This window comes from Brumimicrobium mesophilum, from assembly GCF_003025005.1.
Classification (GTDB): Bacteria; Bacteroidota; Bacteroidia; order Flavobacteriales_D; family Crocinitomicaceae; genus Brumimicrobium; species Brumimicrobium mesophilum.
Map to the genome: position 1 here is coordinate 61,130 of NZ_PVSS01000018.1, position 22,746 is coordinate 83,875.

The following is a 22,746-nucleotide window of genomic DNA, read 5'->3' on the forward strand; positions in this document are numbered from 1 at the left end:
AAAATTGAAACTTATGAGTACTAGGAGATTTTTCTAGTGCTCATAATGTTAATTCAATTATACTACAGCCACTGGATTCTTCTCATCATCAACCGCAACCATAGTAAAAGTACCATGAACAGCTTTTTCTCTTTTTTCGGAATACATTTCTTCAACGAAGATATCTACAGAAACTACGATGCTGGATTTACCCACTTTTTCAACATTTGCTACTAGTTCAACCAATGTTCCACTAGGAATAGGCTTTGTAAAATCTACACGATCTGAACTTACAGTAACTACTCTTTGACGACTAAAACGAGTGGCACAGATAAATGCAACTTCATCCATTAATTGTAATGCTGTACCTCCAAACAATGTGTCATAATGATTAGTTGTATTAGGAAAAACAGCTTTAAAAATTCTTGTTTCAGCAGCAGCTATTCGGTCTTCTATAGTTTTATTCATTTCTATATATTTCTGAGGTTTTAAACTTATCCAGTTCTTGATCAATTATTATTTCGGGATCAATCTTAGTTGGGTATTTATTGCGACTCATTTTATAGTAAACAAAACTTACAGCCGCTGCTCCAAAATCAGCAATTGGGAAAGCCATCCATATTCCATTTAATCCAAAGTACAATGGTAGTAAAAGAACTAGTGGAATCAAGAAAATACCTTGTTTTGTTAAGGCCAAAAACAATGCAGGACCTGCCTTTCCAATAGCTTGAAAATAAGCGCTTATTATAAGACTTACTGCTAAAAGTGGAGTTGCTAAAAAGACTGTTCTTATTACTGGGGTTGTTTCCCTAATTAATTCTAAATCTGAGGTAAAAAGTTCGGAGATAGATGATGCAAAGATCATGAGGAGTATAAAAAGTAAAACAGAAATACCGGACGCCCATCCAATTGAAATTTTTAGTATTTGTTGTACGCGCTCCTTTAATCTTGCTCCAAAATTGTACCCAACAATTGGAACAAAACCTTGGGTGATTCCTAACACTGGGAAGTTGGCGAACATTAAAACGCGATTAATAATACCATATACAGATAAACCCTGTTCTCCACCATAGAAGAAAAGTGAATTATTTAGAACCACTGCCAACACACTAATTACTCCTTGCCTAGCTAATGTAACAGAGCCTAAAGATGCGATTTCTTTAATTATTGGAAATGATGGTTTACAATTATCAAACGAGATTTTCAATACAGACTTTCCGTAAACAAAATGACGTAAGGTAAATGCAGCACTTCCAATGTAGGATATAGTTGTAGCCCATGCAGCACCTTTAATCCCCATATCTAAAGCTATAATGAATATAGGATCCAAAATTAAATTAATAATGGCAGGAACGATCATAGCATACATTGCTACTCTGGGATGGCCTTCAGCCCGAATGACGTTAATGCTCATCATTGCCCAAGCTAAAAATGGGACACCCAATAATACGATACCAAAATATTCTATTGCCGGAGCTTCTACATCTCCCATTCCTCCAAAAGCATGAATAATTTCATCAATAAAAAGAGAACCTAAAACAACAAAGAAAATCGCCAGAACCAAGGTCATTAAAACCTGATTTCCAAAAGTTTTAAAAGCTTTTTTAAGTTTATTATTACCTAGAGCTCTTGATAAAACAGAAGACCCTCCTACTCCAATGGCCATTCCAATACTAGAAATCAAGAATGTAATGGGCAGAACCACAGTAATTGCTCCAATTCCTTCCGGACCTACAAACTGCCCGACATAGATGGTGTCAATAATGGCATATATAGACATTGTAAGAATTCCAACTGATGCTGGAATAGCTTGCTCTGCTAATAATTTCCCTAAGGGAGCTGTACCAAATTTTTCTGTAGACTTCATTCTAGAATGCTAACACATAGATTTTAAAAATGTTGTCGAAGTTAATTTAAATTTCTCGAGACGAACGATGTTTATTTCTTATAACTTTGTTAAACTATTCAAAATTACCTATTAGGTCTTGAATAGATTCGAAAATCATTACATGTTACCTTCTAAAAAAACTTAGCTCTTTTTTTTATTTATACTATAGTTCAACCCTTCGAACTCACAACCAATTAAACACAAGCTTTTCACAAAGTTTAAATCCCTAAAAAAGTATAGAAATATGGATTTAAATAGCTACATATCGCTACTTCAACCAAGCGAAATAGAGAAAGCTTTGGGTTTAGATTCTTTTATTCTAATTAATTGTTTTGTAAAATTAAAGATTAAACCTAGGGAAAACCCTTGGTTTATATCAGAACAGCAGCTCTATATTTGTTGAAGCGATTTAACTAATCAAACCTAACAAATAATCAACCTTCTAAAACACTAAGAACCCTTGCTGACAAAATCGGCAAGGGATTCTAACTTTAATAAAAAATAGTTAACAAAATCTCATCAAAAAAAGTGAAAAAGGATTCATTAGACAACTAAATCCTTTTGTCATCGTTAACATAAAACATAACAATACCTATTCACTTAAAAAAAGGACTAAAGTTTATTTTCTCCACCTACATCATCAATTAATGTAAAGTGAAAGTAAGTTCCAGAATCTATTATTTCACGTTCATAGGTTCCATCTAACTGATCGGTAAAGACTTCAATCAATTGAGTTCCGAATGTTTGCTTATCATTCTCTTTCCAAGTACCATCGTCAAAATATGACAGGCTAAAACTAGTGCCTTCTAGAGGAGTCAATGTTAATTCAATTCGGCCAATACTCTCGAAGGCATGTTTAATCGAATTACTCACTAACTCATTAATAATTAAGCCTAAAGGAACCATGTTCTTTGCACTTACACATTTTAAGCTCGAATTTACAGTAAAGGAAATATCTTTATTGACGGCATTAGACTTTACAAGATTATTTATTAATGTACTCAGATAATCCTTAACATCTAGATCAATAAGTGATTCTTTTTCATACATTTTTTGATGGATTAAAGACATAGTCATTATTCGAGTTATAGCATCTTCAAAGCTTTCTTTCCCCTCTTTTGATATTATTTCCCTTGACTGCATTCTCAACAAACTCACAATTACCTGCATATTATTCTTTACACGGTGATGAATTTCTTGAAGCAAAACAGTTTTTTCTCTATTCTGAAGTTCAACTATTTGTTTTTCTGAATTCAAATTTTCGTAAGCTTTTGATGCATGTTTAAAGGCATATTTATTAATTAAACCATATTGAAACATTACATATCCTATCAAAAACATAGAAACAGCAAACTCAATGGAAAGTAAAAAAAGTGCATCAGGTCGAATCGTAAGACTTATATGAGCTGTTCCTGCGAATTGATAATTATAATAAATTCCATAAAAAATGGTATTGACAAGAAGATAAAAGCAACCCCAAACATTGCCAAGGGTGAAAAATGCGGCTAAAATCAGAACGACCATCCATAATGATTCTTGAAGATGTAATGATTCAGGAACAGAAAATATTGCTGCTCCCAATACAGTGGAAACAACCAAATAGAGAATTTTAGCAACTAACTTATAGGTTTTTAAATATTTCAAAAAGAAAAGACTTCCAATAGTAAGGACAAATACTAGGACATAGTATTTGAAAAATCTATCTTGTATGAGGTAGGTAAAAATCATCATAACAAAGCCCACAATAGTAAAAACCAAATTAATACGCCATACAAAATTAAATTTGGCAGTTTCTTGGAAGCTAGAAAGAATGCTAGTAGGTGTGCGATTACTCATGATTAATCTGTAAATTTAATGATTAGGTGTTACGAAAAATACTGATTTCATTCGCTGTAAAGATACATTATTTATACAAAAAAGCATATGGTAGATTTATGAAATTCTTTATTCCAAAATTAGATTGATCATTTTTGAATGCAAGCTTGAATATGGCGAATTCCCCAAATTTTATACTCTAATTTTCTTACATTTGTAAGTAAATAAAATTACTGTTTACATTCATGGAAACAAAAAAATATAAGTTCGGGACAAAAGCAATTCATGCTGGTGTTGAGCCAGATTCTGCGACAGGAGCAATCATGACACCTATTTACCAAACCAGTACATATAAACAAGAAAAAGTTGGTCAGAACAAAGGTTATGCTTACTCAAGAACTTTAAATCCAACACGACATGCTTTAGAAAACGCATTGGCTGAATTAGAAAATGCCAAATATGGGGCCTGTTTTGGAAGTGGTTTAGCGGCTATCGATGCAGTATTAAAAATGTTCAATCCTGGTGATGAAATCATTACCACAGATGATCTATATGGGGGTTCTTACAGAATATTCACAACTATTTATGCAAAGTTTGGAATCCAGTTCCACTTTATAAAAATGAATGATTTATCTGATTTAGAAAAAAAAATCAATGATAAGACAAAGTTAATTTGGATAGAAACGCCATCCAATCCAATGATGAATATAATTGATATAAAAGCAGTTGCTAAAATTGCAAAAAAATCAAATGTAATGCTAGGTGTAGATAACACCTTTGCTACACCTTATCTCCAAACACCTATAGATTTAGGTGCTGATTTGGTTATGCATTCTGTAACAAAATATTTAGGAGGCCATTCTGATGTTGTGATGGGTGCAATAGTAACAGATGACAAAAAGATAGCAGATGAAATCTACCGTATTCAAAATAGCTCAGGAGCTGTTACAGGGCCAATGGATTCTTTCTTGGTTTTACGCGGAATAAAAACCCTACATTTACGCATGCAAAGGCATTGTGAAAACGGTGAAAAACTGGCTTATTTTCTAAATGATCACCCGAAGGTAGACAAAGTTTACTGGCCAGGATTTGAAGATCACCCTAACCATGATATTGCGAAAAAACAAATGCTCGGATTTGGAGGAATGATTTCTTTTTCACTAAAAGGAAACGACATGAAAGACGCCCATTCTATAATGGGAAAATTTAAGGTTTTTACACTTGCAGAATCATTAGGAGGTGTTGAGTCATTAACTTGTCATCCCGTAACAATGACTCATGGTGCTCTTCCAAAAGAAATTCGTGATGAAGCAGGGATTGTAGATTCACTCATCAGACTGAGTGTTGGCGTGGAAGATGCCGAAGATTTAATAAACGATTTAAAACAAGCTTTGGCTTAAAAAATAAAGATGGGATTTAACAAATTTGCAGTGATTGGAGTTGGGAAATATGGTTCAAATATTGCCCGTCGACTTGCCGAAAAAGGAGCACAAGTTTTTGCTTTCGACAACAATGAAGAAAAAATTGAAAATATCAAAGATGATGTTGCATTTGCGGTTACATTAAACAGTACAGACTTTAAGGTTCTAACCTCTCAAAAATTGGAGGAAATGGATGCTGCAGTAGTAGCTATTGGAGAAAATTTTGAAGCAACTGTTTTAACTGCTGTTCACCTTATGGATTTAGGGGTAAAGAGAATTATTGCAAGGGCTAACGGAGCAGATCAGAGGTTAATTTTGGAGAAAATTGGGATTAAGGAAATCTTAACTCCAGAAGATGAGGTAGCTTTCGTTATTAGAGAGAAATTGTTAAATCCGTCTATTTTATCTTTTCTTCAATTGTCGGAGGAATATGAAATTGCTGAAATTAAACCTCCAAAAGGAGTACTCAACAGAACAATTCAAGATATTGATTTTAGAAATAAATATCAATTGACATTAGTAACTATGAGGCGCGAATATGACATAAAAAAGAAAGGTCAGTACGAAGTAGAGCAACACGTAATTGGTGTACCAAAAGGCGATACCGTTATTGAATCACGTGATACTTTAGTTGTTTTCGGAACTGCAAAACATGTTCAGCGCTTTATTGACGTAAACGAATCATGATAAATATTATAACAGGAACATCATCGGGAATAGGAAAAGCCTTGGCCCATTTTTACTTAGAAAAAGGTGAGAAAGTAATCGGAATTTCGAGAAGTAATTCCATTATTGACGATAATTTCAAACATGTAGCGTGCGATTTATCAGACAAGCATCAGCTACATGAGTTATCACTTTTAGATTATGTGTCGCAAGAAAATTATCCAATTCGCTTAATCAACAACGCAGGAATTATTGGCGACATTAAAAGATCACATGAGTTAACATTAACGCATTATGTGGATATGACAATGGTAAACCTTGTAGCACCACAATATCTTTGCAGCTATGTATTGTCATCTTTTGGGTTTGATAATGTGGATGCAATAATCAACATTTCTTCTGGTGCAGGACAACGTCCAATTCCATCTTGGGGATCTTATTGTGCTACGAAAGCGGGTATGGATATATTTGCAGAAACTTTGAATCTAGAGATTAAAGAGTTAGGAAAATCGACAAAGGTCTTTAATATTGCTCCTGGAGTGGTAGATACCAATATGCAAGTTAGCATTCGAAACAGTGGCGCTAAGAATTTTTCCAGTCACCAGAATTTTGTGGACCTAAAGGAAAACGATGAATTGAGAAGCCCTGAAGAAGTAGCGGTTTTAATTGATAGATTTTTAGGTTTGGAACATCCGGAAGAAGAAGGGGTGGTTTTTAGGGTTTAATTGTTAATGGTTCGACAAATGTGGTAATTACGAATTGTTGTGTTCTGGACTCCCTTTTTGGAGAGGAATCAAGGGAGAGGGCATCCATAATGTAAGTGTAGAATAGCTATGTAATTCATCAATTTTCGGCTATTACAAAAATTCGTAATTCATTATTTTGTAATTGAATAATCAAAACCTATTCGTTTGATTGGTGTTTTCATTAAAGAATCTTCTTCGTTGAAAAAAGTAATTGATTTTGGCAGTGAATTATTGTAGTGAATTTTAGCATATTCAGCGTGAAGAAATTCATTACTCGAAGTGACTAAACTGTCATTCATTTCTATTAACATCCCCTCATTATCATAGTGGTATGATCTTTTAGTAATAAAGTCTTTGCTATAAAAGTACTGATTTTTCAAAGCATTACTAACATAATATTCACGGGTTTGCTTCATCGTTTTTTCAACTAAATTTTTCACTGAAAAAGATGAACTATAATTAGTTGGAGAACCAAAATAGAAAATATTATTCTTTTCAGATTTTAAATTTTGATCGATGTAGGAAACGTTCCAATTGGCACTATCAAGAATAAAATAATGTGCTATACCATTTTTATTACTTTTATCAATATATGTGATTAAGTCACTGTTTGATTCTTGCAAAACTAACCGATGGTATTGCTGTAATTCTTGTAGAGTGGTAAGTAATGAAATCATACTTTTCTCACGGTATTTTACATTACTCGAAATAGCTGGAGTTGAATACCCCAATGAGTCTGTAGTAAATTTGTAACTAAAAATATGTTGAGCAAGTAGAATTCCATTAATATAATCCGACAATTCAACTTTATCCACACTCCCAAATTTACCGAATTGAATTTCCACCGTTCTATGGGGTAAAGTGTCAGTCATATTGAGAATGCTGTCTGTAAAATTGAAATTTGTAAATCCTATAAAAACACTTTCAATATTATTGGAATCAATTAATTCTTTAGAAAACCATGTTGGAAAACTCATGTTTTTCCAACCTTGAGCATTCATTACACTCCAATCTAAAATTTGCTTTTTAAAAGGTGGTTCAATTTTATCATTGACTATTTTAACCTGTTCTTGATCAGAACACGAAACTATAAAAGCGCACGAAATAAGCAACAAACATATTGACCGAAACTTCATGTTTCAAAGGTCATGTTTTTATCAGGAATAACAACATTATTGTAGCCATTTTCTTTTAAAAGACCTTTAAATTTTTGAGCCACTTCTTCTTCACCATGTACTAAGAATAAGCGTTTTACTTTACCTGAGTTGTTATTTGAGAGGTAACGCATTATTTCATTGTAATCTGCATGCGCGCTTAAGGATTTGATGTAATTTATTTCAGCTTCTACATTTCTGTCATCTCCAAAGATGGTCACCATTTTATCTCCTCTTTGCAATCTACCGGCCAAAGAATTGGGTTCAGCATATCCAACAAAAAGAATAGTGTTTTTAGCTTGTTCCAATGCATGATAAATATGGTGTTTTACCCTTCCGGCATCTGCCATTCCTGAAGCGGAAATAACAATACAGGGTTCATCCAAAGTGTTAATTCTACGGGAGTATTTTTGTTCTTTTACATAAATTAATTTCCTAAATCCAAAAGGGTCATGACGTGTTCCTTTTTTAAAGCGAGAAACTTCTCGATTCAACAGATGTGAATATCTGCGCATGATATCTGTTGCGTCAATTGCAAGTGGACTATCTACAAAAATTTTAACATCAGGAAGCAAACCATACAAATCCAGTTTATTTAATGCAAAAACAAGCTCTTGTGTTCGTCCTAAACTGAAGGCAGGAATAATTAATTTCCCTTTCTTTTCTTGCAAAGTATGTAATACCGCATTCAATAATCCTTGCTCAGCATCGATAGTATTGTCATGCAAACGATCTCCGTATGTTGATTCACAAATCACATAATCAGCTTGCGGTGGAAGTTCTGGGTTACGCATCAAAGTAGCATTATATCTACCAATATCTGCGGTGTAAAGCAAGGTGTGTTTTTCGCTAATTTCGTCAATATCAAGATAAATTGCTGCACTTCCCAAAATGTGTCCATTGGGAATAAAAGTAGCTTTAATTCCAGCAGCAATCGAAATTGGCTCATTTTCTTTAACAATTACAAACTGCTGTAAAGCTTGTTCAACATCAAGAAAACTATAGAGTGGATCGTAAGCATCATTCTCACTTCTTTGATGTCTTTTGTTGGAATAGCGCACATCTGCTTCTTGAATGAAAGCACTATCTCGCAACATAATTTCACACAAAGCATGAGTAGCTTCCGTACAGAAAATTTTACCTTCAAAACCGTCTTTTACAAATTTCGGAATCAATCCAGAATGATCGATATGAGCATGAGAAAGTAAAATTGCAGAGACTGACAAGGGCTCTTCGAATTCTTCAGAATTCAAAGTGTGGGTATCTTTTCCCATTCCTTGATACATTCCACAATCTAACATCACTTTGGTATTGTCCCACAATTGAACAATGTGTTTACTCCCTGTCACTGTTTTGGCGGCTCCTGCAAATGTGATCTTCATTTTAGCGTAGTTTTAAGTTTCCTAATTCTAAATGTAAGATTTTTGAAGGATTAAATGAAGGGTTTGTGATTTAAAATAACTTTAAAAAAAGCATGATCAACACTTATTTAAAGGTCAATTAGGTCAACAAAAAAAGTGCAGCTTTTTCAAACTACACTTCTTGTTATTTCAGCTAGATTTTCTAAAAATTAGCAGCGCTTTCTTTAATTTTTGCTGCTCTCCATAGGTCATAATAACTTTTAGTTTCCATGATGATCACACCACCGGTTGTATCTCCATATTTTGCTGGAATAGCACTTGAGTAAACTGTTACTCCCCCGATAGCAGAACTAGGAATAGATTGAACTTCATTCATTTTTACGCCGTCGATATAATGTATTAAATCATTTCCCCTAGACCCTCGAATCATCATTTGACCATCTGCATCTATTTTAATGTCTGAGTTATTACTTAAAATAAGTGCTTTCAAGTCCATTTTTACTGCACTTTGTTCGATATCTATTGCGCTAATTCTGTTCTGCCCGAAATCAAAACTTATCAGTGGGTCAACATATTCCGTGACTGTAAATTCATCTAATTCATTTACAACTTCATAGAAATTTATTCTTCCTAAATTTTCAATTCCATCTGTAACTACTTTCGCCAAAATGGTTTGAGATAGCGAATCAGTATTGTATGAAACTTTCAAAACATAAACTCCTGTCGGAATTGAATTAATTTTGAACCTTCCACTTTCATCCGTCATTGCTCCATAATTGCTTCCCCCTCTTTCAACCCATACCTTGGCAAACATTGCGGGTGTTTCTTTTTCAGGATTTTCGAATAGTTGTCCTTGAATATCTCCAAATGAACCTTGTCCCATTGCAAAGTTTACAAAAAACAGTGCTGCTATTAATTTAATTGTTGTTTTCATCTTGTCTATATTTTAATTCAATATTAAGATGCAGGATGAATTGCGATTCCATAAATTATTTCGGAAAATATTTTCATTTGATTAAAATGAAGTATTAATACTAAAGTGAATTCCAAAAAAAAATGAGGCTATCTAATAGACAGCCTCATTTTAAATACATTAATATATATTTTTATTCTTCACCTCGTTATTCCCTTTTTTTTCTGTTTTCAGCATCTACTCTTTTCATAGTTTCACCGATTTGGTTTGAAGCTGTGAAAGAAGCCACCATATTATTTAACATATCACTTCCTGCTTGTGGAGAATTTGGAAGTAGGATTAGATTTGAGTTCGTTTCTTCTCCAAGTGATTGTAGCGTATCATAATGTTGCGTTACCACGATTAATGCTGAAGCTTCTTGAGAATTAATTCCAACTTTGTTTAAAACATCAACACTTTCAACAAGTCCTCTTGCGATTTCTCTACGTTGATCTGCAATACCTTGACCTTGTAGTCTTTTACTTTCTGCTTCTGCACGAGCTTTGGCTACAATTTTAATTCTTTCTGCTTCTGCTTCAAATTCTGCTGCTACTTTTTCACGCTCAGATGCATTAATTCTATTCATTGAAATTTTCACTTGCTCATCTGGATCGATATCAGTTACCAAAGTTTTGATAATGTCGAATCCATAATCTTGCATTGCTTCATTCAATTCTGATTTTACTGCATTTGCAACGTCGTCTTTACGTTCAAACACATTATCTAAAACCATTTTTGGAACTTCTGCCCGCACTACATCAAAAACGTAGGAAGTAATTTGTGATTGTGGGTTTTCAAGCTTATAGAAGGCATCATAAACTTTGTCTTTCATCACTTGAAATTGAACCGAAACTTTCAGCCTCACAAAAACGTCATCTTTTGTTTTCGTTTCGATGATTACATCTAATTGCTGTATTTTTAAATTAATTCTACCCGCTACTTTATCTATAAGTGGAATTTTTAGCTGTAAGCCTGAACTTCTTACCGATTGAAAACGACCAAAACGCTCCATTATAGCAGAAGTTTGTTGTTTAACGAGAAAAAATATGCCGTATATCAAGAAAATGACGATGGCAAGAACTATAATATTCGAAAAAGAAAATTCATTCATGATTTTTAGTTTTAAGTAAAAATACAATAAAGATGTTAAAAAGCGAGTAGACTATGATGGAAGGTAAACTTTGAAGGTTAAAAAAATGGGAGTACTTAAAGTTTAAGTTATTAAATGTTGGATTTGATAAATTATGGCATATTCAAAAAGATACTCTCCGAATTTTCCGAGTAATAATAATATAATTGATGTGGGATGAATTTCTCAATCAGAAGAAACAGAAACCATGCTTCCAGCCGTTTCAAAGGCTTAATATTCAAGTTTATTCAATAAGAAATCGGGTAGCAAACAAAGATTGTTCACTACCCGATATCCTTTAGGTTTCATTAAGTAAATTTTCTAACTTCTAATTTTCAAAAAACACACTCCCATCAATACTTCCATTTGATATAGTTAATTGTTTTGTTGGGTCAACTGCATTTGTTAAAGTGAAATTGAAAACACCTTTCATATTAGTCCCACTAAGTGAGGTGATTTTTAATTCTCCAGAACCTGGTTGATCAAGACCATATATATCCGAAATTCCTGTAGAATCATTTCTGGTAACAACAAAAGAAATCTCCTGAGTAGAAGAGTTATTGTCGTAGCTATAAATATCACCTGTGCTAAAGCCATTGCTGTTTTCAATTACAGCATAGATGCTAGGTCCACCAGTATAATTACCGTTTTGATTCACACTATTAAACATCATAACTAAAGAACTGTCTTCAGTAATAACTATTTCTTCAAAAAATGACATATTATAGCATTTAAAATCTATAGTTTCACCATCGAAATTTAAATCTGCGCTTGCAATCAAACCTGATGTGTTTCCTGGACTCCCTGGGTTACTTGGACCACTTGGGCTTGGTTCTGTTTTTTCCTTTTTACAAGAAATTGTAACTGCCATTAGTAATGACATAGAGGCTAAACTAAAGATGCGAAAGATATGTGTTGATAAAGTTTTCATAGATAATAATTTTGAATGAATATGCTTCAAATATATGGTCATTTAAAAAAAATTATCTGAGGGTTTTCCCTGAAATACAGCGAAGTATACCGTTAAATACTACAAACCTTGCATTGTACTCAACTTATGATACAAGCCTTTTTTGGCAAAAAGTTCATCATGAGTCCCACTTTCAGCAATTTCTCCTTTGCGCAAAACGAGAATTAAATCTGCGTTTTTGATCGTACTTAAACGGTGAGCTATAACCAGAGAAGTACGATTTCTCATCAGGTTATCTAATGCATCTTGCACCAATTTTTCACTTTCAGTATCCAAAGCAGATGTTGCTTCATCCAAAATCATAATGGGTGGATTTTTTAAAACTGCACGGGCAATACTTACACGTTGTTTTTGACCTCCGGATAATTTATTTCCACGTTCACCAATGTTTGTGTGATAACCATCATCTAAATTTGAGATAAAATCGTGGGCATTTGCAATTTTCGCTGCTTGCATTACATCTTCTTCAGTAATGTTGTCCATTCCAAAAGAGATATTATTGAAAACTGAATCATTAAACAAAATAGATTCTTGATTTACAATTCCAATTTGTGCACGTAAATCATGCAGTGAGAAAAGGTTGATATTTGTTCCATCATATGTAATTTCTCCAGAGGTTACATCATAAAAACGAGGTAATAGGTCTGCAATGGTTGACTTACCACTTCCTGATTCACCTACCAATGCAACGGTTTTTCCTTTTAATAAATCGAAGCTTAAATTCTTCAAAACCATCTCAGATTTATATGCAAAGGAGACATTCTTAAATGAAAGACTTTTATCTAAAGGAAAAATTGCTTTTGGATTAGTTGGATTTAAAATTTTCTCATCTGCATCTAAGATATCTTCAATTCGATCTTGACTTGCTTTGGCTTTACTAAGATTTGCACTGTTTTTTGCAATGTTTTGAACGGGAACCAAAAGCTGAGAAAACACGACAATAAACCCAATAAATTCTTCACCTGATAAACCATCACCACCACCATCAAGAATCATGGATCCCCCAAACCAAACAATAGCGATTAATACTACAGCACCTAAAAATTCATTGAGTGGCGACGAAACATCTCTTTTTCTAAAGGTGCGCGTACTCAACCTTTGATGATGTAAATTAATGTTTTCAAACTTTTTAATCGAAGCTTCAGTTGCATTAAACGCCTTTACTATTCTAATTCCACCCAGGTATTCATCTAAAAATGAAAACAATACACCTAATTGCTTCTGACCTTTACTTGCAGTTCTTTTCAGACTTTTTCCAATTTTAGAAATGATAAAAGCAGAAATTGGAAGTAAAATCAGAGAAAAAAGTGTTAGAGACGGACTCCAATATAATAGTGTTCCAAGTGTAATAATCACAGCTAATGGATCTCTAAAAATCAATTCCAAAACAGCCACAACAGCTACTTCAATTTCGTTCACATCGCTATTCATTCTTGACATTAAATCACCTTTTTTTTCTTCGGTAAAGAAGGAAATTGGTAAATGCATTGATTTAGAAAACATTTTGTTTCTGTAATCTCGCACCACAGCCATTCTTAATTCAGATTGATGATAAATGGCAAGATATCGGAATAAACTTTTAAAGAAAAAGGCTATCACAACTGATAAACACACAAACATCAATGCGCTTTTTGGATCATCTTGAGCCATTGAGTTCATAAAATAATTATAGCTGTCCTTTCCATAATTAATATATGCAGAAATACCATTGCCTTCAAATACTGGTTTTTTTACTGTTTCAAGTTCTCCAGAAGGAAAAATAACCTGCAGAAAAGGTACAAAAAGTACCAAAGAAATAAGATTAAATAAAACGTAGAAAAGATTGAAAACAATTGTTGCAATTGCTCTCCACCTATAAATAAACGTTGCTTTAAATATTGTTGATAATTGTTTCATCCTTGGCAAATATAGGATTATTTCAAGTTTAAAGAATGAATGAAAGGGCTAGAAAATTATCAAATTCTATTGCGTTTCTAAAAAAAAGAGATTCCTCGTCGTTTTACTTTGTCTAAATGATAGGATTTTGTTGAGTTCGGTTAGCTAAAAATTTCAAGAATATACCAAAGCCTGTATTGCAATGTGTCCATACCTATGTCAAAAATACGTCTGTACAATCTCTAAATTATCACTACTTTTGCAGTATGGGTTCGATAAGACAAAATAAAATTGAAAAAGTCATTCAAGAGGAAGTTTCTAAAGTATTCCAACAGAATGCACGCGAATTGTGTATGGGAGCAATGGTTACAGCAACTGTGGTTCGTGTAACTCCAGATTTAAGTTTGGCACGCGTTTATTTAAGCATTTTTGCTGGTCCACCAAAGGAGGAAGTTTTGCAAAACATCCAAATTAATAAAGGTAAAATCCGTGGAGATGTGGGACGTAGATTAAAAGACATGCGCCACATTCCAGATTTAGAATTTTTCATTGACGATTCATTGGATTACGCAGAAAAAATTGATGAATTGTTAAAGAAATAAGCCATGAATGTTGCTCGTTTCATAGCGCGAAGGTACTTCAAATCAAAAAAATCTCGAAATGTAATTAACCTCATCACTATGATCAGTGTTGTGGGAATTACTATTTCTACAGCTGCTTTGGTGATATTACTTTCCGCTTTTAATGGAATTGAGCAGATGGTTATTAAGCTTTATAGTGATTTTGACCCTTCTGTGAGTATTCGCTCTGCACAGGCCAAAACATTTAATCAAGGTTTTATTGACATCGAGAAAATAAGGGCCGTTGAAGGAGTACAAAATACTTCTCGAGCTATTGAAGAAGTCATTATTTTAAAGCATGAAGACAAATGGGTACATGCACAAATGGTGGGTGTAGACACCAACTTTTTAACAATGTCAAAAATGAGGGCTCACATTGTTGATGGAATTCCTGCATTATTAATTAATAACGAACCTCAAGCAATTTTTGGCGCATATTTATTAGATAAATTGGGAGGTTATATTCCAATGTCTGACCATATTCGTGAGCAAATTACATTTAATGTACCTCTAAGAGAAGGTAAATTAAGGCCGGGAAAAAACCCTTTAAATGTTCGTGTAGTGAGTGTTTCATCTCGCATGAATTTTAACCGAGAGGTAAATGCTGAAAAAGCTGTTATTCCGTATCAATTGGCTAGTGACCTTTTGGAATACGGTGATGACATTACAGCATTATATGTAGATGTAAACGATAATTACAACCTAAATAGTGTTAAAAAGGAAATTCAATCAGTGGTTGGTAATGATTTTGAAGTTAAAACTAATTTTGAAAAAAATGAACTTATTTTTAAAACAAGTCAATCCGAACGTTTAATTGTTTACTTCATTTTGGTGTTTATTTTCATTTTAGCATCCTTCAATTTAATTGCTTCAATTGCAATGCTGTATGTAGAAAAAAAACCTGATATCCGTACTTTATTTGGTTTAGGTGCAGATAAACGCACGATTTTCAACATCTTCTTTTTTGAAGCATTAATGATTGTTGGACGAGGAGTAATTTTAGGTTTGTTAATTGGTTATTTAGTTGTTTTTGCTCAAATCTATTTTGGATTTGTTTCCATGCCAAGTGCACCGGGAGAATATTTCCCTATGCTTGCTACATGGGAAGATGCCATAATGATTATCTCATCAGTGACTATTCTTGGATTAATTGTTTCTTACTTTCCAACTAAGGTTTTACTGCGAAAACATAAATAATTCCCAATTCCAATTGTTGTAATTACGAAATGAAAACACATAATTCGTAATTATTTACCTCTCACCAACTGTACGAATCCAGATTTCTCTAACTCAGTTCCGTTGCTCGTTTTGGCTTTGATAATATAGAAGTATGTTCCATCATTTACTTCATTTCCATTCTTGTTTGTTCCATCCCATTTGAAATTCGGAATATCAAATTCTTGAACTATATTTCCCCATCGATTAACAATAACACATTCCAATTCTTGTACACCTTCGCTTTCGATCAATTTAAAGAAGTCATTTACTCCATCTCCATTTGGGGTAAATACATTTGGAACTATTACATCACAATTTAGATTAATGCTTATTAAAATAGAATCTAAATCAGAAAGACACCCTTCTGCATTCGCTTGAACAAAAACATATCCTGATTCTAAAGGAGTAAACACTTGCGATGCACCAGATAAATTTCCTGGAAACCAATTAAATTGAGAATTTGGAATTGATGAAACGGCCGTAATCGTTCCTTGTTCACCAAGACATAAACTCAAACTATCTGGAATAGAAACGGTAGGTTTTTCACCCAATACGAGTTCAATTGAATCGGTTTGCACTCCACAAATAGGATGGTTTCCTTCTAGGTAAACCCAACCGATATCTGAAATAGTTGTTGGTAAAACACTTCCTGTCTCATTTCTTGGCAGCCATAGAAAGTCTGTTCCAGTAAGATTTGAGGTTGCTTGCAAATTATTTTGATCACCTTGGCAAAAAATCGATTCTCCTGAAATTTCAATTTCTAACTCCTCAAGCACTTCCACTTCAATACTATCTGTTGTAACACATCCCTGAGGACTTGTTGCTGTAACTTCAAAAAAGGTGGTTTCAGTGGGAACAACGGAAACCGTAGGAATAGTTAAACCGTTATGAGTCCAAATAAAATCTGTTTGAGAAATAGAAGAAGTTACAGTTATTGAACCTGCTGTTCCTTCACATATAACATCGTCTCCTGTAAATGTAAGTGTTGGCAAAGGGTTTACATTTACAACAACAGTCTGTGGATTGGATACGCAACCATTTGCATCAGTCCCAATTACACTATAGCTAGTTGTTTGGGTTGGTGAAACATTAATTGAAGCTCCTGCTCCTCCTGGTGTCCAATCGTAGGTTAAATTAGGAGATACAGAAGATGCTGTTAAATCAACATTATCTCCTTCACAAATAGTTTGATTTGCTATTGTTTGAATAACAGGATTTGGAGGAATAGTTACTGTTACCTGATCAGTATAAGTACAAACTGGTCGAAAACTTATATCATCAATAGAAAAATCATTTCCTCCACCTGTGCTATTCAGGTTTGTTACACAAATTTCAATTGAAGTATTTGCACCAGAATTCCAATTCTCGAAAAACTGATTCCACGTACATGCAGTGGTAGATGTAGAAAATGGGCTACCTAAATTAGTTCCATTTATTGCAAACTGAAGCTGCGCAACATTTGGGTCATTCAACGCATTGGCTATCCACGCACTAAACTGATAATCTGTATTTGGAGTTACAGTAATTGTTTGACACCACACATCAGTTCCAGAATTATTTGCACCATTTACAATCATCATATTTCCAACTCCCGAAGTGGTGTGGTCTGAGCACACACTAAAATTATTATGAACAAGGCTAGGAGAAGTATTAATAGCATAAGTTCCTGGATTAGATAACTGTCCAAAGGCTCCGCCTGTTCCAACAATATACCCAGTTGAAAAACCTGTATTTCCAGCAGAAAAATCTCCATTGACAACCAATTCTGGACCTAACTCAGATGCAACACAGGTATATGTTCCTGAAGTAGAAACCGTTATTGAAGATTGAGAAGAACCAGTACTCCAAGCATAACTATTTAATCCTTGATTGGCTTGAAGAGTATAAGTTTCACCACATAATAATGTTGAATCATTACCTACAGTGAAATTGGTGTTACAGGGGATTTGTGCTTGAAGTGAAACTCCAAACACAATAAATATGATTAAAAGATATAGTGATTTCATAAAGTGTTTATTTTTATAAAGACGACATAATGCATAAAATAGTTGTATTAATACAACTATAATAACCATGTTAAAAATGTGATGGACGACAATCATCCACCACATTTATTCACTTTTACTCAACTACAATTTTTAATACTTCATTTTTATTTGCATTATTGACGTGTGCAAAATAAACTCCTTTACTCCAACCACTTACATCTAACTTAGCAGAAGAATTAACTACGCCTAAATCATAAACTACTTTACCATTTAAATCAAGTATTTTAATGTTGGCTTGATTTGTATTTCCTAAATCAATTGTAACATATTCATTACTTGGATTAGGATAAACTTTAACTGTTTCTTGATTTTCTTCATCCATCACATTTAAAATGACAGAAATATCAACCGATTGTGAAATAGTTGTATCTCCACAGTCATTTGAAATCATCACAGAAACGTTGAATGTTCCTTTGTTTGTGTAAATATGCGTCATACTTGAAGAACCATTTGCAACAGTGTTACCGTCACCAAAATCCCAATCATAAGTGTCACCATTTACAACATTCTGAAGTGTAAATACAGTTGCACCACTAGCTTGGTTGTTCACAACGATATTACCTGTAGAAGGAGCTTCATCCACATTTACAATTACAGAACCTAAACCTGTACACCCTAAAGTGTCCGTTACTTGTACTACATAATTACCTGAATTAGTTACCGCATAAGTTTGAGTTGTAACATTTGTGCCATTCCAAACATAAGTTGATGTTGGGTTTCCAGCGTCTAAAACAACTGTATCTCCTTCACAAATTGTGTAAGTACTTCCCAAATCCACTAATGGATTAGTATTTATAACATCTACAACTTGCACCATTTTTTGACAATTAGAAACAGCATCTTTTCGCATCCATAAATAATATGTGTTTGCAGTTAAATTATCGAAATTTCTATCTGTTTGCCAAACTGTTGGAACTACATTTAAAGATGTAGATAAACCAAATTCATAACTGTCTGTAGACATAGTCAAATTACTTATTGCATGTCTATTCGCATCACCTCCAGTTTGAGCACTAAAGCTATGCTCCCAATTGCTAACATCTTCTGTCATATAAGTGGCAGGTAGAGTGACATTATCAAAAATAAGCATTCCATCTACAATTACAGTTACCTCACCATTTTGAATACTAATTTCAACTGGAACATCTGCCTTATTTTTCCAACTACTTATGTTATTATTATAAGCCAAAGTGGTTTGTTCGGTTGGTGTTGGAGCATTTGTATTTTGCTTGCCGTAAACCAAATATACACCCGCTAAATTTGGACTATTATCTGCAGAATCAAAACTTAATCTAAGCTTAGAACCACGTCCATTTTGAATATTCGCATTTGAATTCGTGATATCATTTGCAAATGAATATGAAAAACCATCTGCTCCTCCTGTACCATACGTATTAATTGGCAAATCGACTGTAAGATCGAAGGAAACATTGAATGAATTATTACTTCCAACAGTCTGATTTGAAGGAGAAATAATTAAAGAACCGTTGTTCCCTGTAGCAGAAGGCGTGATTACAGCCATTCCATTGGTCAAACTAGTATTTCCAACCATAACTAGGTCTGTAGTATTTGAAGGATCAGAAAAATCATTTTGATAAATCATTGCTCCTGATGCTTGACCAAAGTCGTTAATTGCGTTTATAGAACCTCCTAAATTCGTACAGTTGTAATTTTCTACAATCACTTCTGAACCAAATCCAACCGTGATATTTTTAACAGTAGATTCTTTTTCAATTGTAGGACATTCTGTTGACCTAACAACGTATTTAACTTTATAAACTGAATCAATAGGTGCGGTAATTGGATAAATACTATTAGCCCCCCAAGGAACTAAAACATTATTATTCTCATCCATGAATTGATATTCCCATGATGCGGTACCCACTAAAGTTGGTAGACCAGTTACTTCAAAATTAATTGTTGTAGGTGCACTACACAGTGCTGATGCGTCGTAATTGAAATCCGAAGTTACTTTATCAAGCGGACTCACTTTTACTGTTTCAACACTAATACACCCATTCGCAGAGCTTCCTGTAACTTCGTAAGTAGTTACATTCGTTGGTGAAGCATTCACCACAGCTGTATTGTTATTTGACAATCCAGTTGCTGGAGACCAAGAATAACTTGTCGCGCCACTGGCCATAATAGCCGCAGGATTTCCATCACAGAACGCTATATCTTGAAAGTTGACACTTAAACTAGGTGCTGCAGAAACTGTAATTGTTTGTGGGGCTGTAGTCATAGAAACTCCAGAAGAAGAACAAGTTGCTTTAACTCTAATATCGGTTGTTTGAGAAAGCATCGATTCGAAATAAGTTGAATCTGAATTTGCAAAATCAATCCAAGTACCATTATCAAGCATTTGCCATTGATAAGTTAAACCTGTGATATAAAATATATCGTCGAATGTTGCCTCAAAAACTTCATTATCACAAATTGATGTTTGCGCAACAGAAATGTTATATGAACCAGCAGGAGATTGAACTTGACAATCTACGTAATTGATGTGTTCAAATTTAATTTTAGGAACACTTTGATATAAATTTTGCGCAAATGGCGGTGAATTCAAATTTGGAAGGGTATAATCGTTATATGTTCTCATCGAACGATCTACTCCAACATCATAAGTACCCCATTGGATTTGACTGCTTGTATAGCCAGAAGCTTGATCACGTACACCTACAACAATGTTTGAAACTCCATCCCATAAAAAAGTTGCATCCAACTCTATTTCAATCCATCCATTTGCACCATTTGAGGTGATAGAACCGTCATAAACTATGTCCATATTAGTAGAAGCTTCCCAATCAGATCCGTTTTGAAAAGATGTCTTACTTGTTTGCCCAATTAAAATTGTCCAATTATCAGTATTTGTAAGATTTCCCGAAACATTGAAAAAACTAAGTTTACTAATTTCAGTAGAAGTTCCTTGAACTGCGGGTAAGAATTCTGAGGCTAAATAAATACTTTGACTATAACTATAGCCATAATATGAATAAACAGGAATATTTGTGTTTTGACTTGTACCTTGGTCTAATGATGTTTCATAAATCTGAGAGTTTGCACTATTAAAAAAAAGTGCTGTAACGCAAATGATAAATGAATAGATTTTCAATTTCATAATTTGTAGTTTTGAATTAATATTGAACCAAATCTAACTACAGACTAAGTGAAAAACACAATTTTTAACGGGACAAAAACAGGACAACTACTGTTATCAGGCGATTTATATCATTTTTATGACTTGAACAAGTTCTTTTTGGGAATCGATTTCTAATTTTTTTCGAAGTCTTAAGTTGGCCTTACGAACGGAATCTTGTGAAATTCCAAGGATTAAAGACATTTCTAAACTTGTTAAATTCAACCTTATTAACATTCCGAGTCTTACCTCAGATTTAGTTAAATCTTCATACTTATCTGTCAATGAATTATAAAAATTTGGGTGAATCTTGTCAAACAAACGTTTAAATTCTAACAAATCACTCTCTGTTAATAATGTAAAGGAATTTATTTTTTCGAAAATAACTTTTTGTTCTTTTTGTAATTGGGCATCTTCATTTGATTTTTCAGTTTTGTCAATTTCACGATTTAATGCATCTATAATTTCGTTTTTTTCAACAAGATTTTTTAAAATCCTTTTTAATTCTAATTCATTTTGCTTTAGTTCAGACTGAATTTTGTCTTTTTCCAATTCCAGGATTTTGTGTTCACTTTTTTTCCTTTTTCTCATTTGGTAAATAATGAAAATACAAGCTAAAGTTATGATTGATAAAAGTGCTGCAATCCCATAATAAAATTGACCAGTCCTTTTTTCCTTTTCAAGGATTAAATCACTTTCATTTCTTTTTTTCTGAAATTCAATTTGGAAAATCATGTTTTGAAGATTCGTCTCATCATACTCTAAAACCGAAGAATCATTATACATTACACCTTGCCGATAAGCAACATAAGCTTTTTCATATTCTTCAAGACTTTCCCAATAAATTGTTTTTGTATAATAATATTGCTTTATCGTTGAATAATTTGTCACTATCGGAAATAAAGAATCCAAAATAGCCATATTAGAATCAACCATTTCAAGATTGCCCTCCTTTAAATCTAATTCAATCAGCATCGAAATGGCATGGACAGCACTTTCAGTTTGTGAATTTTTTAGACTTAATTCTTTATCTAAAACCAAATAGTCTCTCGCTTTTTCAATATCATCATTTAAATAGTAGTAGTACCCTAGATTACCATTAATGACCCCAACCCAATCATTGTTGTTTAGTTTTGTTGCTAAATTTAAAGCCTTATTAAAATAATATAGAGAAGAATCTGAACTATGTATTCTATTATAAATTAATCCTAAAGTGTTGAGCATGGTTATTTTTAAGGAACTCTCCTCTACATCTAAACCTAACCCTTTCAGAAGTAACGCCTTCGACTCTTCATATCTTCTGAAATTATAAAAATACGTTCCTTTTGTTTTATAAAATTCTGACGCAAAATGAATTTTAGATACATCTTTTTTTTCCAGAATTGTACTTGCTCTATCTAAATACTCATAAGCTTGGTATAATTTGTTCTCATCTGTTAGTACTTCAGCGATTCGAAAACATATTTCAGCATATTCAATAGACCTTGATGTTTTGAATGATTCAGCTTTTTCAATTACAAAATCAATTTCCTTATTATTCTCTTTTACAAATTTAAGCAGTTCCTTCTCACTTATATCTTGATTTGTAGTAATAGTGTTAATTGATTGGGAATTGAATGTTTCAGGATTTTCTTGAGAAAAGCAAACAGAAGCTAACAATTGTATAGTTGCAATTTTAAAAACTGTTAACATGCTAATTTTCTTCAAAATCACTTCTCCTTATCGATATAAAATATAAAATTATCTCATCAAAACTACTGTTCCC

Annotated in this window: 17 protein-coding genes; 5 read left to right on the top strand and 12 right to left on the bottom strand. The window is 33.4% G+C overall.

All coding sequences use genetic code 11. The features are described from left to right. Nucleotides 1-57: 57 nt before the first annotated feature. From C6368_RS15890 to C6368_RS15900, 3 genes are all read right to left on the bottom strand, one after another. Nucleotides 58-447, bottom strand: a complete 390-nt coding sequence (locus tag C6368_RS15890) for an acyl-CoA thioesterase (protein WP_107040215.1) — start codon at nucleotides 445-447, stop codon at nucleotides 58-60. After that, complete coding sequence (locus C6368_RS15895) at nucleotides 440-1,846, bottom strand: MATE family efflux transporter (protein ID WP_107040216.1); 1,407 nt, start codon at nucleotides 1,844-1,846, stop codon at nucleotides 440-442. Before C6368_RS15895 ends, C6368_RS15890 begins: the two co-directional genes overlap by 8 nt. Nucleotides 1,847-2,479: 633 nt before the next feature. Further along, on the bottom strand, nucleotides 2,480-3,703 hold the full coding sequence (locus C6368_RS15900) for a sensor histidine kinase (protein ID WP_107040217.1): 1,224 nt from the start codon (nucleotides 3,701-3,703) through the stop codon (nucleotides 2,480-2,482). Nucleotides 3,704-3,927: 224 nt separating this feature from the next. Here C6368_RS15900 and C6368_RS15905 point away from each other — a divergent pair, with 224 nt between their 5' ends. Genes C6368_RS15905 through C6368_RS15915 form a run of 3 tightly spaced genes read left to right on the top strand, consistent with a single transcriptional unit; the run spans nucleotide 3,928 to nucleotide 6,494 of the window. After that, nucleotides 3,928-5,082 carry a trans-sulfuration enzyme family protein gene (locus tag C6368_RS15905; protein ID WP_107040218.1) on the top strand — a complete coding sequence of 385 codons (1,155 nt, stop codon included), beginning with the start codon at nucleotides 3,928-3,930 and terminating at the stop codon, nucleotides 5,080-5,082. Nucleotides 5,083-5,091: 9 nt separating this feature from the next. Next, the gene (locus C6368_RS15910; protein ID WP_107040219.1) at nucleotides 5,092-5,790 is read left to right on the top strand and encodes a potassium channel family protein; all 699 of its coding nucleotides are present in this window, start codon (nucleotides 5,092-5,094) and stop codon (nucleotides 5,788-5,790) included. Beyond that, nucleotides 5,787-6,494: an SDR family NAD(P)-dependent oxidoreductase gene (locus C6368_RS15915; RefSeq protein ID WP_107040220.1), complete on the top strand. Its 708-nt coding sequence runs from the start codon at nucleotides 5,787-5,789 to the stop codon at nucleotides 6,492-6,494. Before C6368_RS15910 ends, C6368_RS15915 begins: the two co-directional genes overlap by 4 nt. A 152-nt stretch (nucleotides 6,495-6,646) precedes the next feature. Here the strand turns inward: C6368_RS15915 and C6368_RS15920 are convergent, their stop codons facing one another. The 6 genes from C6368_RS15920 to C6368_RS15945 form a co-directional block, all read right to left on the bottom strand. Continuing rightward, nucleotides 6,647-7,651 (bottom strand): hypothetical protein, encoded by a 1,005-nt coding sequence (locus tag C6368_RS15920; RefSeq protein ID WP_107040221.1) that lies wholly within the window; start codon nucleotides 7,649-7,651, stop codon nucleotides 6,647-6,649. Next, nucleotides 7,648-9,051, bottom strand: coding sequence for an MBL fold metallo-hydrolase RNA specificity domain-containing protein (locus tag C6368_RS15925; protein ID WP_107040222.1), 1,404 nt, complete (start codon nucleotides 9,049-9,051; stop codon nucleotides 7,648-7,650). Before C6368_RS15925 ends, C6368_RS15920 begins: the two co-directional genes overlap by 4 nt. Before the next feature lie 181 nt (nucleotides 9,052-9,232). Then, entirely contained in the window at nucleotides 9,233-9,964 is a 732-nt protein-coding gene (locus C6368_RS15930) for a carboxypeptidase-like regulatory domain-containing protein (protein ID WP_107040223.1), read from the bottom strand. A gap of 187 nt (nucleotides 9,965-10,151) precedes the next feature. Next, nucleotides 10,152-11,093, bottom strand: a complete 942-nt coding sequence (locus tag C6368_RS15935) for an SPFH domain-containing protein (protein ID WP_107040224.1) — start codon at nucleotides 11,091-11,093, stop codon at nucleotides 10,152-10,154. Between the two features lie 346 nt (nucleotides 11,094-11,439). Next, nucleotides 11,440-12,042, bottom strand: coding sequence for a hypothetical protein (locus C6368_RS15940; RefSeq protein WP_159038643.1), 603 nt, complete (start codon nucleotides 12,040-12,042; stop codon nucleotides 11,440-11,442). Nucleotides 12,043-12,141: 99 nt separating this feature from the next. Continuing rightward, nucleotides 12,142-13,977, bottom strand: coding sequence for an ABC transporter ATP-binding protein (locus C6368_RS15945; protein ID WP_107040226.1), 1,836 nt, complete (start codon nucleotides 13,975-13,977; stop codon nucleotides 12,142-12,144). 245 nt (nucleotides 13,978-14,222) lie between these two features. Between C6368_RS15945 and rbfA the strand changes: the two genes are divergently transcribed. Both rbfA and C6368_RS15955 read left to right on the top strand, forming a co-directional pair. After that, nucleotides 14,223-14,558 (top strand): 30S ribosome-binding factor RbfA, encoded by a 336-nt coding sequence (rbfA, locus tag C6368_RS15950; RefSeq protein WP_107040227.1) that lies wholly within the window; start codon nucleotides 14,223-14,225, stop codon nucleotides 14,556-14,558. 78 nt (nucleotides 14,559-14,636) lie between these two features. Next, on the top strand, nucleotides 14,637-15,773 hold the full coding sequence (locus C6368_RS15955) for an ABC transporter permease (protein ID WP_159038644.1): 1,137 nt from the start codon (nucleotides 14,637-14,639) through the stop codon (nucleotides 15,771-15,773). Between the two features lie 50 nt (nucleotides 15,774-15,823). Here the strand turns inward: C6368_RS15955 and C6368_RS15960 are convergent, their stop codons facing one another. From C6368_RS15960 to C6368_RS15970, 3 genes are all read right to left on the bottom strand, one after another. Next, nucleotides 15,824-17,800 (bottom strand): gliding motility-associated C-terminal domain-containing protein, encoded by a 1,977-nt coding sequence (locus tag C6368_RS15960; RefSeq protein WP_159038645.1) that lies wholly within the window; start codon nucleotides 17,798-17,800, stop codon nucleotides 15,824-15,826. A 115-nt stretch (nucleotides 17,801-17,915) separates the two neighbouring features. Beyond that, complete coding sequence (locus tag C6368_RS15965) at nucleotides 17,916-20,963, bottom strand: T9SS type A sorting domain-containing protein (RefSeq protein ID WP_107040230.1); 3,048 nt, start codon at nucleotides 20,961-20,963, stop codon at nucleotides 17,916-17,918. A 105-nt stretch (nucleotides 20,964-21,068) separates the two neighbouring features. Then, complete coding sequence (locus C6368_RS15970; protein WP_107040231.1) at nucleotides 21,069-22,673, bottom strand: transcriptional regulator; 1,605 nt, start codon at nucleotides 22,671-22,673, stop codon at nucleotides 21,069-21,071. Between the last annotated feature and the right edge of the window lie 73 nt (nucleotides 22,674-22,746).